This window comes from Halobellus limi (assembly GCF_004799685.1).
GTDB lineage: Archaea > Halobacteriota > Halobacteria > Halobacteriales > Haloferacaceae > Haloquadratum > Haloquadratum limi.
Genome location: NZ_CP031311.1, coordinates 474,242 through 487,120 on the forward strand (window position 1 = coordinate 474,242; position 12,879 = coordinate 487,120).

General features: G+C 70.8%; 11 protein-coding genes. 4 read left to right on the plus strand and 7 right to left on the minus strand.

What is annotated here, in order from left to right; genetic code table 11:
- Positions 1-79 precede the first annotated feature (79 nt).
- A complete protein-coding gene (locus DV707_RS02400) occupies positions 80-469 on the minus strand; it encodes a RidA family protein (RefSeq protein WP_103990786.1) in 390 nt (129 codons plus the stop codon).
- Positions 470-682: 213 nt separating this feature from the next.
- Between DV707_RS02400 and DV707_RS02405 the strand changes: the two genes are divergently transcribed.
- A complete protein-coding gene (locus DV707_RS02405) occupies positions 683-1,147 on the plus strand; it encodes a hypothetical protein (RefSeq protein WP_103990785.1) in 465 nt (154 codons plus the stop codon).
- Between the two features lie 5 nt (positions 1,148-1,152).
- Here DV707_RS02405 and DV707_RS02410 read toward each other — a convergent pair whose 3' ends face one another.
- The 5 genes from DV707_RS02410 to DV707_RS02435 form a co-directional block, all read right to left on the minus strand.
- Entirely contained in the window at positions 1,153-2,016 is an 864-nt protein-coding gene (locus DV707_RS02410) for a hypothetical protein (RefSeq protein WP_103990784.1), read from the minus strand.
- 148 nt (positions 2,017-2,164) lie between these two features.
- Positions 2,165-2,458, minus strand: coding sequence for a stress response translation initiation inhibitor YciH (gene yciH, locus DV707_RS02415; protein ID WP_049985144.1), 294 nt, complete (start codon positions 2,456-2,458; stop codon positions 2,165-2,167).
- Between the two features lie 159 nt (positions 2,459-2,617).
- Complete coding sequence (locus tag DV707_RS02420; RefSeq protein ID WP_103990783.1) at positions 2,618-4,825, minus strand: transglutaminase TgpA family protein; 2,208 nt, start codon at positions 4,823-4,825, stop codon at positions 2,618-2,620.
- A complete protein-coding gene (locus DV707_RS02425) occupies positions 4,822-6,159 on the minus strand; it encodes a DUF58 domain-containing protein (protein ID WP_160113914.1) in 1,338 nt (445 codons plus the stop codon). The genes DV707_RS02420 and DV707_RS02425 overlap by 4 nt, the downstream gene beginning before the upstream one ends.
- 44 nt (positions 6,160-6,203) lie before the next feature.
- Entirely contained in the window at positions 6,204-7,178 is a 975-nt protein-coding gene (locus DV707_RS02435; RefSeq protein WP_103990782.1) for an AAA family ATPase, read from the minus strand.
- Between the two features lie 441 nt (positions 7,179-7,619).
- Between DV707_RS02435 and mutS the strand changes: the two genes are divergently transcribed.
- Positions 7,620-10,445: a DNA mismatch repair protein MutS gene (mutS, locus tag DV707_RS02440; protein WP_200820872.1), complete on the plus strand. Its 2,826-nt coding sequence runs from the start codon at positions 7,620-7,622 to the stop codon at positions 10,443-10,445.
- Positions 10,438-12,150, plus strand: a complete 1,713-nt coding sequence (gene mutL, locus DV707_RS02445; protein ID WP_103990780.1) for a DNA mismatch repair endonuclease MutL — start codon at positions 10,438-10,440, stop codon at positions 12,148-12,150. Before mutS ends, mutL begins: the two co-directional genes overlap by 8 nt.
- Positions 12,151-12,186: 36 nt before the next feature.
- On the opposite strand, the gene DV707_RS02450 is transcribed toward mutL, so the two are convergent.
- Positions 12,187-12,537 carry a DUF7573 domain-containing protein gene (locus DV707_RS02450; RefSeq protein ID WP_103990779.1) on the minus strand — a complete coding sequence of 117 codons (351 nt, stop codon included), beginning with the start codon at positions 12,535-12,537 and terminating at the stop codon, positions 12,187-12,189.
- A 91-nt stretch (positions 12,538-12,628) separates the two neighbouring features.
- Between DV707_RS02450 and DV707_RS02455 the strand changes: the two genes are divergently transcribed.
- Complete coding sequence (locus DV707_RS02455) at positions 12,629-12,874, plus strand: hypothetical protein (protein WP_103990778.1); 246 nt, start codon at positions 12,629-12,631, stop codon at positions 12,872-12,874.
- The last annotated feature ends 5 nt before the right edge of the window (positions 12,875-12,879 follow it).

Consider the following 12,879-nt stretch of genomic DNA (forward strand, 5'->3'; position numbering starts at 1 on the left):
ATGGGTCTACGACGCGCGGAGTTCGAGACATTCGCGATCCTTGAGTCATCGAACGCTTCACGGATTTACGGCCGGCCGCTCAGCCGTCCACGACCGCGACGGCCTCGACCTCGACGAGGAGCTTCGGATCGATCAACCGACTCACCTCCAGCATACTCGTCGCCGGGCGGATATCGCCGAAGTACTCGCCGTGCGCGTCGCCGACGGCCTCCCAGTCGTCGATGTCGGTGACGAACATCCGGGTCCGGACGACGTCCGCTAACGAGCCATCGGCCTCTCCGAGCGCTTCCTCGACGTTCGCGAGCGCTCGCCTGGTCTGCTCGTAGGGATCGCCCTCGCCGACGACGTTGCCCTCGTCGTCGGTCGCGGTCGTACCGGAGACGTGAATCTGAGAACCGATCCGGACGGCCCGGGAGTAGCCGACTCTCGATTCCCACTCCGTGCCCGAAGAGATTCGGCGGCGTTCCATACGTTCTGGCTGCGCGCCGGTTTGAAACGCGTTTCGGGTGATCGGAGGCAGTGTTCAGATACGCGATTGCCGGCCGGGAACCCGTCGTTGGGTGGGAGGCTGAAAGAGAGCGTTCGAGGGCGTCTCACCGTCGGTTTCACTTCTCTCGCTCCCCTCTGAACAGTACCTGAAGCCTCCAGTAAACTTTTGTCACCGTTGTCGAATCACGCGTGTATGGCAGTACTCGTCTTCGGGGTGTGGCTTCTGCTGTGGGGGGTCGTGGGGGCGTCGCTCGTGATCACGACGACGACGCCGGCACCGACGACCGCGCTCGGTCTCCTGTTTCAATCCCCCGGCCAGTTCTACCTGGAGGGCGTTCTCACCCTCCGTCAGTTCGCGCTCTTGACGACAATTCCCGCCCGCTGGACCGACGTCGGCTACGCGGTCGTGGCGACGATTCCGCTGATGATCCACTTTTCGCTGGTCGGTCTCGCGGCCGATTTGACGGTAGCGCGTTCGTCCGACGGCCCCGGGTTCGTCGAGATGATCTTCGTTGTCGGAGTGCCGCTCGCGCTCCTCGCGCTCTTCGGCGCGGCGGCACTCGAACTCGGCGCGCAACTGCTCGTCGTCTCGATCCTCGCCCTGGGCGTCGGATTCCTCACGCTGTTCCTCGCCAAAGGGCTCGCGGCACTCGGGTGAGTCGCTCACGGCCGGCCGATCCGGCGGTGTCGCTGCCAGAGGTAGTACCCACCGGCGGGGACAGAGACCATCCAGACGAAGGGCAGGAGTATGTTGCACAGGTGGGCGACGGCCACGCCGGTCCACACTCGGCGGTCGGGGCTCCAATCGGCGTCGCTCTCGTCGACGGCCCGTGCGTCGAGATACAGCGAGAGGCTGAACACCGGGATGAGCAGGACGCCCCCGACGAGCGAAAGGACGAGCACGAACGGCAGCAACGCACCGACCGACGGCGCGACGTCGTAGACGAATGCCGCGTTGTCCGGCGTGCCGAGCGTCGCGAAGACGATCGGTGCCGACACGAGGACCACCGCGTAGGTCGCAACCGTGAGCGCGACGCCGTAGTACCACCGAGAGACGCGCCCGGATCGCTGCGATCCCGTCTCGTGGGGCGCGTCCGCCTCACGGGAGGTGTTCTCGTCGGTGGTATCGTACCACCCGTCACCGTCGTAGACGTCGCTTGCGACGTCGCCGGACGTCTCGGTGGATCGCCACCGTCGCAACAGGTACGCCGAGCCGACGAAGAGGAGCAGCGGCGAGTCGACGAGGGCGAGCCCCGCGATGGGGACCACGATACCGACGACGCCCCAGAGCCGATAGTTCGGCGACCACGACTCCGCGCTCCGGCCGACCGCGCGGGCGTCGAAAAACAGCGACACCGCGAACACGGGGATCAACAGCATACTCACCAGGACGAACACCGCGGGGACGAAATCGAACGCGGTCGGCGATCCGCCCGACTCCGGGAACAGCAGCTCGAGACCGATCCAGCCGAGGACTTCGAGGAGCGGAGGGAGGGCGACGCCGACCCACCAGTCTGAGTCGACCATACGGACGGCGCGGGCGCGAGCGTGAGAACGGTTTCGGTCCCCTCGCCCGCTAGTCGTCTAGTCGCCGCGAACGGCACTGCCGCTCGGCGGAAGATGGGTGTTGAAAAGTCGCCCGACGCGCGGTGCGCAGGTAGCGGTCAGGTCCCGATCACGCGACGTTGAAGCCCTTGTCGCGGAGGAAGTCCTCGACGCGACCGGTGTGGTTCCCCTGGAGTTCGATCGAGCCGTCCTCGACGGTGCCACCGCAGGCGAACTTCGACTTCAGATCCGAGGACAGGCTGTCCATGTCTACGTCCTTGGGGTCGAACCCTTCGATGACCGTTACCTCTTTTCCGTAGCGGCGCTCGTCGATGCGGATGGTGATCTCCTGGGACTCTTTGGCGACGTCCTCGCAGACGCAAAGTTCCTCAGGGAGTCCGCACGTCGAGCAGACTTCCGACATTACAGTCCGAAACTACAAGATGGGGATATTAAACAGTATCGGGACCCCGCGGCGGTCACGCCCGCCGCTGTCGCGCTCGTCGCCTCGTCTGCGGCGCGCGCCGCTGGCGAACTGACGCCGGGAGGGACCGGTGCGGCCGCCCCACCGAAGCCACCGGACTCACCGAAGCCACCGGAGGATCGGCGTCGACGCGCGAACCAGCCGATCGACCGTCGACACCGCCTCGTCGGCCTCGCGCTCCGTGACGCCGTCGCCGTACTGCGCCCGTTCGTACAGTTCGACGACCCGTCTGGCTTCCGCCGCCGAACGCGACTCGCCCGTCGGCAGCGATTCGACGTAGGCCCGCGGCGTCTCCCCCGGACGGCGCGCTCGGTGCTCCCGTTCGAGGAGGGTGCCCAGCCTGTCGTAGGCGCGGCGAACGTCGGAGTCCGGGTCGCGACGGCGCTGGAACTGGACGGAGAGCAGTCCGATCGCTCGCTCCGCCATCGTCGTCCGGCGTGCCCCCGCGGCGACGCCGACGAGGCCGATCAGCGCGACGACGAGCGTCCGCCGGGTGGGCATCGTCGGGAACGGACCCGCTCCGCCGTCCGATGGGCCCGCGGTCGGCACGGCTTCTGCGAACCCGTCGGCGGGGGGCTGCGTTCCGTTCGTCGGGTCCGTGGTGGTGACCTCACCCGGCGTCGACGGGCTCTCCGCGCCGGTGCCGTTCGGGGTGTCGGTCCCGTTGCTCGGTATCGGCGTCGTCCCGTTCGGCTCGCCGTAGTCGATGTTATCGAGGCCGCTCTGTTGCGCCTCCGCGATCCGGGCGTCCTCTGCGGTCTGTCGCGGTCCCGACGGCGTCGGATCGAACCGGACCCAGCCGGTGTCGGGGAAGTAGACCTCGACCCACGCGTGGGAGTGGAGACCGCGGACGACGTGCGTGCCGTTTCCGAGGTCCTCGCCGGAGGTGTAGCCGGTCACGAAGCGCGCCGGGACCCCCTGCGAGCGGAGCATCACGACCATCGTCGTCGCGTAGTAGGTACAGTAGCCGGCGTCCATCTCGAAGAGGAAGGCGTCGGCGACGTCGCCGGTCGGGCGCGGGACGCTCAGGGAGTACTCCTTGTTCTCTTCGAGGTAGGACTCGATCGCGACGGCCTTGTCGTAGGGCGTCTCCTCCTCGCCCGCGACGGTCTCGGCCCGTTCGCGGACGCGGTCGGTCGTGCTCTCCGGCAACTGGAGGTACGACGAGGACACGCGATCGGGGTAGTCGGTCCCGGCCGCCCGGAGCCGCTCGCTCGTCGAGTTCGGCACGCGACTCGTGACGGTGTAGTTCTCGCCGGCCTGCAACGTCGTCTCCGGTCGGATCCCGCCCTGTGGGGTGACGACCGTCTCGGACGCCACCGCGCCGCCGACGTCGACCGGCTTCCACGCCGCCGGGAGGATCGAGAGCGGCGCCTCCGCGGTGACGGTCTGTTCGAGTTCGCGCGTCGACCCCGGTGGACCGGAGAGCCGACCGTCGTACGGGCGCGTGTTGCCCGTCCGGACCCAGCCGTCGCCCGTGTAGCGATCGTAGGCGGCCGTCTGCCAGTACTCGGACCGGGGGCTCTCGACCGTGAATCGAACGTCGGGCGAGAGGCGGATGCTCCCGACGATGTCGACGTTGTCCCGGGACTCGACGATGCTGGCCTCGACGGTCGGCGCGCCGCGGTCCGGCAGGAGCGGCGACCCCGCCGCCCCCGGGACGACCGAGAACGTCGCCGAGACGACGATCATCGCCGCGAGCAGCGCGGTCAGCACGTCGGCCTGCGCCAGTCCGCCGCCGTGACGCTCGAACGTGGACGCCGCGACCGTCGTCGTCGCCCCGAGCACGCCGACGACGGTCGCCACGGCGTCGGCGTCGCCGGTCAGCACGACGAGCGCGAGCGCGAGGCTCCCCGCGACCACCGCCGAGACGTACCGCCGCCTGACGGCGAGATACCACGAGAGGAACACCGGGCCGGGGACGACGGCGATCGCCCACACCCCCGCGCCGACGAGGCGGAGGATCGACAGCCCAGTCAGCAGGGCCAGCGTGTCGTTGACTACGCGCTCGGGCGTCAGCAACGCCACCTGGCTCTGCGGCAGCGCGAAGAGGTAGGTCAGAAGGCCCAGAAACAGGAGTCCCGAGGTGACTCCCAGCGCCACGCGGACGCCGACGTACCGCCCCACGAGCGCCGCGAGCGCGATCGACGCGACGACGACGGCGGCGAACTCGGGACTCCCGCCGACGACGTCCGTGACGCGCCACAGGACGCTCGCGTAGGCCCCGGTCAGCGCAGTCAGGCCGACGAACGCGAGGCCCCTCTCGCCGTCGACGCGCCGCGACCGTCCGCCCGGAATCGAACTCATCTCGACACCGCTCCCGACCCGTGTTCATCCGGGGCCTCCCTGTGCTCGACGCTCGCCGCCGCCTCCGGATCTGCGACGGGTCCGGTCGCTCCTCCGTCGGCGGCGACGGATCCGGTCACCCCTCCGTCGGCGGCGACGGATCGGGTGGCCCGCCCCTCGACGACGTCACCGCCGTCGACCAGCGTCTCGAAGTCGCGTTCCCGGCCGTCGAACCGGACCGTCGTCGAATCGGCTCCGGCGACGATCTCCACGTCGGCCGATTCCCTGGGGACTGGGCCGCCTTCGACCACGGCGAGGTGATCGAGCAGTTCGCGGCGTCGACCGGCGGCCGCCTCCACGCTCCCCGAGGGTGTCGTCAGCGTGACGCCCGCTCCGTCGCGAACGAGCGAGAGGCACACCGACGCGGCCGCTTCGGCCATCGCGTCGGCCGCGCCGTCGTCGTTCGTCCGCGCGCTTCCGTCTCCTGTACCCCCACCGTCGTCTTCCGGCCGCTCCACGCCGACTCTCGTCTCTCCGGTGACGGTCCCGGCGGCGACGGTGACGTGTTCGGGGTCGGCGTCGGCGGTGAACTCCCGGACCACGAGGCCGTCGCGCTTCGCCGAGGACTTCCAGTGGACGTCCCTGAGCGCGTCGCCCCGCACGTACTCGCGCAGGCCGTCGAACTCGTCGCGCCCCGCCGCGGAACGGGACCGAGACGCCGCCCTGAGGTCCGCCCGGACGGCACCCGACAGCGACCGCACGCGCGGGAAGGCGACCAGCGCGTCGCGGGCGTCGACCTCGCGGGTCCGTTCGACGAGTCCGAGGACGTCAGTCGCGACGACCGACGCGGGACCGATCTCGTGCTCGCCGCGACGCTTCGGGGTGACGTCGTAGGTCACGGCGTCGCCGCCGACGGTCGCTTCGATCACCGCTTCCCGGTCCCCGGCCGTCGTCGTTCCGCTCCCGGCCGTCGCCGCTCCGTCCCCGGCCGTCGTCGTTCCGCTCCCGGCCGTCACCGCTCCGTCCCCGGCCGTCGCCGCTCCGTTGTCCCCCGGCTCGCCCCGAACGTCGGCCGGGAGCCGGTCTCTGACCGTGGCGGGATACGACTCCGGCGCGTCGAGCGTCAGTTCGACGACGCCGGTCGTTCCGGACTCGGCGGCGGGCGGGAGCCGCCGCTCGATCGACGGTTCCGGTGCGCGCCAGACCTGGACGACCGCCGCGACCAGCGCGACCGCGATCGGAAGCACGACGGCGTCGAGCGTCCGCGGCCCGAACACCGCGCCGGCGGCGAGCGCACCGGCCCCTACGGCGAGGACCGCGTACCCCCGTCGCGTCGGCCTGAGGTTCGGCGTCATCTCGTTTCCTCTCACCTGTCGTTCCGCTCGCTCACGCCCCTCGGTCACTCGACGGCGACGTCTTCGAGCGCCCGCTCGACGATCTCTCGTCCATCGACCGACGAGTCCGTCCGGATCCGGTGGCTCAACACCGTCGGCGCCTCCGTCTGAACGTCGTCGGGGAGGACGTACCCGCGACCCTCGAACATCGCGCGGGCCTGCGACGCCCGGACGAGCGCGATCGCCCCGCGCGGACTCGCCCCCAGGCGGGCGTGCTCCCGCGTGTAACCCGCCAGCCGCGAGACGTACGCGCGGACGGGTTCCCGCACGGTGACGCCGGCGACGGTCGCGCGCGCTCGGCGGACGTCCTCGACGGTGGCCACCGCGTCGAGCGACTCGATAGGGTGCTCGCCGGCGACCCGCCCGAGCAACTCCGTCTCCTCGGCCTCGGTCGGATAGCCGAGGCGGATCTTCTTCGTGAACCGGTCGACCTCGGCGACCGGCAGCTCGTAGGTACGGCCGGGTTCGACGTCGTTCTGCGTCGCGATGACGGTGAAGGGGTCGGGAACGGGGTGGGTCTCGCCGTCGACGGTCACCTGTCCCTCGGCCATCACCTCCAGCAGCGCCGCCTGCGTCTTCGGCGGCGCGCGGTTGATCTCGTCGCCGAGGACGACGTTCGCGAACACCGGGCCGGGCTGGAACTCGAACTCGCGGGTCTTCTCGTTGAACACGCTCACGCCCGTCACGTCGGAGGGGAGGAGGTCGGGGGTGAACTGCACGCGGTTGAACGAGCAGTCCAGCGAGGTCGCGACCGCGCGCGCGAGCATCGTCTTGCCGACGCCGGGGACGTCTTCCAGCAGGAGGTTGCCGCGGGCGAAGAGCGTGACCAGGATGTGTTCGATGGCGTCGCGGTGGCCGACGATGACGCGCTCGACGTTGTCGACGATCCGGGTGGTCAGCTCGGTCGCTTCGTCGATGTCGAGCCGCGAGACCGAACTCGACCGCGGTTCCGGGTCTGGGACGGCGTCTGCGTCAGTCATGGATAGGGCAGCGTGTGCGAGTCGGGCCGGTCGGTCGACGGGCCCGACACGCTATCGTGGGTCCATAACTCCCGCGCACACGTAACTCTGCTGGGCGTCTGCGCCGGCTCCGAACGTCCGATCGGCCGCGTCCGGAAGCACCTCCGTCCGCGACTCGTTCCCGCCGTCGCCGACGCATATGTCCGTTTCGCCGCCGGCCCACCGCCGCGTCCCGCGCGGGTTTCCCGTCCGCTTTTGGTGTTCGACCGCCGTCCGATAGGTATGGAACGGGCGGAGTCCGACACGGACCGCGAGGCCGAAGCGCGCGTCGGGAGCGACGACGTCGACTCGGCGTCGGAGTCCGACGCTGTCTCGGGAGCCGACGGAGCCACGGGCAATGAGTCGACGACGCCCGCCGCGGACGGGGAGTCGGAGCCCCGCCCCGAGGGGCCGCCCGAGAAGATGCTCGCGCGTCGCGAGGAACTCACGCCGATGCTCTCGCAGTACCTCGATCTCTGTGAGGCCCACCCGGACGCGCTCGTGCTCTTTCAGGTGGGCGACTTCTACGAGGCGTTCTGCGAGGCCGCAGAGACGGTCGCCCGCGTCTGCGAGGTGACGCTCACCCAGCGCGAGGACTCGACGGGCACCTACCCGATGGCGGGGATCCCGATCGACAACGCGGCGTCGTACCTCCAGTCGCTGCTCGATGCGGACTTCAGAGTCGCCGTCGCCGACCAGGTCGAGGACGCCGAGGAGGCCTCGGGACTGGTCGACCGCGCGGTGACGAACGTCGTCACGCCGGGCACCGTCGTCGACGACGAGCTGCTCGACCGCGCGAGCGCGACGTACCTCGGCGCGCTCGTCGGCGGCGAGCGCGGCGACGATGACACACAAAAATCGACCGACAACACCGGCTCGGCCGCCCTCGCGACGCTCGACGTCTCGACGGGCGAGTGTCAGGTGACGAGCGCCACCGAGGACCGGATCCGCGACGAACTCGAACGCCTCGCGCCGGCGGAACTCCTCGTCGCGTCCGCGACTGACGTCGACGCCGGATCCCTGGGGTTCGAGACGATGGTGACCGATCACGAGGCGGCGGCGTTCGACCTCGACGAGGCGGACGAGACGCTCTCGGGGTACGTGTCGGAGCCGACGGCCGTCCTCGATTCGCCGGCCGAGCGGCGCGCCGTCGGCGCGCTCCTGGCGTACGCGGAGTACACCCAGGGCGACGACGGCGCGCTCTCGTACGTCTCCCGCGTCCGGCGGTACGACCTGCGGCGATCGCTCCGGCTCGACGCCAACGCGATGCGCAGCCTCGAACTGTTCGAGTCGCGCCACCCCGGCCGGGGCGAGACGCTGCTCGACGCACTCGACCGGACGGCGTGTGCGCCCGGCCGCCGGAAACTGGAGGCGTGGCTCCGCCGGCCGCTGATCGACCGGGGAGAGATCGAGCGCCGCCACGACGCCGTCGGCGAACTGCTCGACCGGCCGCTGGCCAGGGAGACCGTCCGCGACCACCTCGCGGGGGTGTACGACCTCGAACGCCTGGCCGCGCGGGTCTCCCGCGAGCGCGCGAACGCCCGGGACCTCCGCTCGCTGAAGGCGACGCTCGACGTCGTCCCGGAGGTGAAGGCCGCGCTCGACGACGCCGAGTCGGCGGCGCTCTGTGACCTCCGGGGCGACCTCGACGAACTGCGCGAGGTCCGCGACCTGATCGACCGGGCGATCGTCTCCGACCCGCCGCAGGAGATCACCGAGGGCGGGGTGATCCGTGAGGGGTTCGACGACGAACTCGACGAGATCCGCGCGAGCGAGCGGGAGGGCCGCGAGTGGGTCTCCTCGCTGGAGGAGCGCGAGCGCGAGCGGACCGGTATCGACTCCCTCGAAGTCGGGTACAACCAGGTCCACGGCTACTACATCGAGGTGACGAACCCGAACCTCGATCGCGTTCCCGACGACTACACTCGGCGGCAGACGCTGAAGAACGCCGAGCGGTTCTACACCCCCGAACTGAAGCGCCGCGAGGACGAGATCCTCTCGGCGGCCGAGCGCGCCGACGCCCTGGAGTACGAGGCGTTCTGCGAGGTGCGCGCTCGGGTCGCGGAGGCGACGGACAGGCTCCAGTCGCTCGCGGCGGCGCTCGCCCGGCTGGACGTCCTGGCCTCCTTCGCCGCCGTCGCCGCGAGCGAGCACTACGTCCGGCCCGCGATGGGCGCGGAGACGCTCCGGATCGAGGAGGGCCGGCACCCGGTAGTCGAGCGCACGCAGGAGGAGTTCGTCCCCAACGGGATCGACTTCGACGCGGGTCACGTCGCCGTCATCACGGGGCCGAACATGAGCGGGAAGTCGACGTATATGCGGCAGGTCGCGCTGATTTGCCTGCTCGCGCAGGCCGGGTCGTTCGTCCCCGCGACGTCGGCGGAACTGCCCATCTTGGATCGCATCTTCACCCGGGTCGGCGCGTCCGACGACATCGCGGGCGGGCAGTCGACGTTTATGCGCGAGATGTCGGAGCTGACGGACATCCTCCACGACGCCACGGAGGACTCGCTGGTCCTCCTCGACGAGGTCGGCCGCGGCACCTCGACGGCCGACGGCCTCGCCATCGCCCGCGCGACGACCGAGTTCGTCCACGAGGAGGTGGGCGCGACCACGCTGTTCGCCACGCACTACCACGACCTGACCGGCCTCGCCGAGGACCTCCCGAACGCGTTCAACCTCCACTTCACCGTGAGCAAGGGCGACGGAGCGCAGGCGTCGGCGACGGACGACGAGGGAGAGCCCTCGACGACAGTGGACGCGCCGTCCGCTTCTGCGACCGAGTCGGAGGTGACCTTCCTCCACCGCGTCGCAGAGGGCCCCTCGTCCTCGTCCTACGGCGTCGAGGTGGCCAAGCTCGCCGGCGTCCCGGACCGAGTCGTCGAGCGTGCCCGGGAGTACCTCCGGGAGTCGTCGTCGCGAGGCGACTCGGCGTCGCGGGACGCCGAATCACCCCACCCGACGACGGACGCGGAGCCGACGCGACCGGAGTCGACGGACGCGGCGTCGAACGGCCGCGACGACACGCTCGCCGCCTACGTCGACGGGCTCGACGGGTCCGCCGATCGAAGACGCCCCGACGAGGCCGCCGACCGGAGTCGACTCGACGGGTCCGCCGACAGCGACGCCGACCTCACCGACGCCGAGCGCGCCGTCCTCGCGGAACTCCGCGACGTCGACGTCGCCCGCACGACCCCGCTCGAAGCGCTCAACACGCTGGAGGACCTACGACGCAGACTGGATGAGTGACGATTCGCCGGGCTCGGCGGCCGAGGACCGAGCGGTTCGACGCCTCGACGACGCCACGGTCGCGAGCGTCGCCGCCGGCGAGGTGATCACACGGCCGGCCGACGTCGTCGTCGAACTGGTCGAGAACGCGCTCGACGCCGAGGCGACCCGGATCGACGTCGACGTCGCGGGCGACGGCACCGAGCGGATCCGCGTCCGCGACGACGGCCGCGGGATGAGCCGGCGGGACGCCGAACTCGCGGTCGAGCGCCACACGTCGAGCAAACTCGCGCCCGACGCCGCGGTCTCCGCGGTCGACACGCTCGGCTTCCGGGGGGAGGCGCTCGCGAGCATCGCGACCGTCGCGCGCCTCGAACTCCGGACGAACGACGGCGGGCCGCGCGGGACCCGCGTCGTCGCCGAGGGCGCGCCAGAAGCGATGCGGACGGACCCGGTGGGGCGGGGCCGGGGGACGACTGTCACCGTCCGGGACCTGTTCGGCGAGACGCCCGCCCGCCGGGAGTCCCTCGGGGCCTCCAGAACGGAGTTCGCGCGCGTGAGCGACGCCGTCTCCAGGTACGCCCTCGTCCGTCCGGACGTCGCGTTCTCGCTGACCCACGACGGTTCCGACGTCTTTTCGACGCCCGGCACGGGCGCGTACGACGACGCGCTCCTCGGCGTCTACGACCGCGAGGTCGCCGGGCGGGCGACCGAACTCGACGCCGGCCGGCGCGTCGAGTCGGAGGGGGCCGACGCGGACGAACACGGCGAGATCACGCTCTCGGGGACGTTGGCACCGCCGTCTCTCACCCGCGCGCGCCGAGATCACGTCTACGTCGCGGTCGACGGACGACCCGTCCGCAACGAGCGACTCGGGCGCGCCGTCGTCGCGGGGTACGGCGACCTGCTCCCCGACGACCGCGCGCCGATCGCCGTCGTCTCGATTTCGCTCCCCGAGTCGTGGGCGGACCACAACGTCCACCCGCGAAAGCGGACGGTCCGACTCCGCAACCCAGACGAGGTCGAGCAGGCGGTCGAGTCGGCCGTCCGCGACGCGCTCTCGACGGTCGACCGCCGCCGGAGCGAAGACCTCTCGATGGACCTCGGCGACTCGCTGGAACCGGTCTCGGACACTGAGTCCGCCTTCGACGACGTCTCCGTGATCGGGCAGTTCCGGGACCTCTACCTTCTGTGTGAGCGCGACGACGACCTCCTCGTCGTCGACCAGCACGCGGCGCACGAGCGGATCAACTACGAGCGCCTCCGCGACGCGGTCGACGGCGAGACCCCGACGGCGACGGTCGACCCGCCGGCGCGCGTCGAACTGACGCCGGCGCAGTACGCGACGGTCGCGTCCTCGACCGACGAGTTGGCCGCGCTCGGCTACGACCTCGACCCGTTCGGCGAGACGACGGTGCGCGTCCGGTCGGTCCCCGCGCCGATGGGCCGGGCGGCCGCCCCCGAGAGCGTCCGCGACGCCGTCGACGCGATCCGCGGGGGAACGACGCCGGAGTCCGGTCGCGATGCGCTGTTGAAGGACCTCGCGTGCCACCCGTCGCTGAAGGCCGGCGACGAACTCACCGACGAACGGGCCGCGGCGCTCCTCGAACGACTCGGTGAGTGTGAGAACCCCTACGCCTGCCCGCACGGTCGCCCGACCGTCCTCGCCGTCGAAGAGGAGACGCTCGTGCGGGGGTTCGGTCGGCGCGGCACGCGGATGGAGTGAGGTCCCGGAGTCGGAGGGTTCGGGGCCCGAGGCCGCTCACCACTCCTTGCAGTCCGCACAGACGCGCTCGTCGCCCTGCAGCCAGAGGCGATCGACAGTCCGGCCGCAGCCGGGACACTCGACGCCCTCGGGGTCCCACTGGTACGTCGCCGTCGCGGGTTCGACCTCGGCGTCTCCGATGGGGTCGGACGCGGTGTCAGTGGTTTGGGACGCCTCGTCGGTCGATTCCCGGGACGTTTCCTCGGCCGATCCCCGGGACGCTTCCTCTTCCGGTCCGTCGGCCTCCTCGTCCGCAGAACCGTCTTCTCCGTCCGCCGTCGACTCTCGGTCCGCCGCGTCGCTCGCCCCGTCGACCGCGAACTCGTCCAGCGAGCGATCCCGCGCCATATCCGGGTGAAGCGACGGGAGCGGCTTAGCCGTGGCGACTCCGCGCGGCGGCGTTCCGTACACACATATACGATGCGGTCCAACGACCGGTATGGTCACGGTCATCGACTTCGTCGTGCAGTTGCTCACGAGCGTCGTCAGCCTCGTCGAGATATTCCTCACCGACGTCCTCCTCGGCGTCGACCCGATCACCGCGATATCCTTCCTCGTCGGGGCCGGCCTGACGGCCGCCGCGGTCGTCGCACTGGCGTATCTCGCGCTGGGCGCGCTGGTGAATCAGCTAACCGGCCTCGGATCGAGCGCGCGCGAGTCGGTGCCCGAGCGCACCCCGCGGTAGCGACG

Bases quoted from the DNA above. Each gene is read 5' to 3' on its own strand.
- DV707_RS02405 (WP_103990785.1), top strand. From the start codon at position 683: ATGGCAGTACTCGTCTTCGGGGTGTGGCTTCTGCTGTGGGGGGTCGTG.
- mutS (WP_200820872.1), top strand. From the start codon at position 7,620: ATGCTCGCGCGTCGCGAGGAACTCACGCCGATGCTCTCGCAGTACCTC.
- mutL (WP_103990780.1), top strand. From the start codon at position 10,438: ATGAGTGACGATTCGCCGGGCTCGGCGGCCGAGGACCGAGCGGTTCGA.
- DV707_RS02410 (WP_103990784.1), bottom strand. From the start codon at position 2,016: ATGGTCGACTCAGACTGGTGGGTCGGCGTCGCCCTCCCTCCGCTCCTC.
- DV707_RS02420 (WP_103990783.1), bottom strand. From the start codon at position 4,825: ATGAGTTCGATTCCGGGCGGACGGTCGCGGCGCGTCGACGGCGAGAGG.
- DV707_RS02450 (WP_103990779.1), bottom strand. From the start codon at position 12,537: ATGGCGCGGGATCGCTCGCTGGACGAGTTCGCGGTCGACGGGGCGAGC.
- DV707_RS02400 (WP_103990786.1), bottom strand. From the start codon at position 469: ATGGAACGCCGCCGAATCTCTTCGGGCACGGAGTGGGAATCGAGAGTC.
- DV707_RS02455 (WP_103990778.1), top strand. From the start codon at position 12,629: ATGGTCACGGTCATCGACTTCGTCGTGCAGTTGCTCACGAGCGTCGTC.
- DV707_RS02435 (WP_103990782.1), bottom strand. From the start codon at position 7,178: ATGACTGACGCAGACGCCGTCCCAGACCCGGAACCGCGGTCGAGTTCG.
- yciH (WP_049985144.1), bottom strand. From the start codon at position 2,458: ATGTCGGAAGTCTGCTCGACGTGCGGACTCCCTGAGGAACTTTGCGTC.
- DV707_RS02425 (WP_160113914.1), bottom strand. From the start codon at position 6,159: ATGACGCCGAACCTCAGGCCGACGCGACGGGGGTACGCGGTCCTCGCC.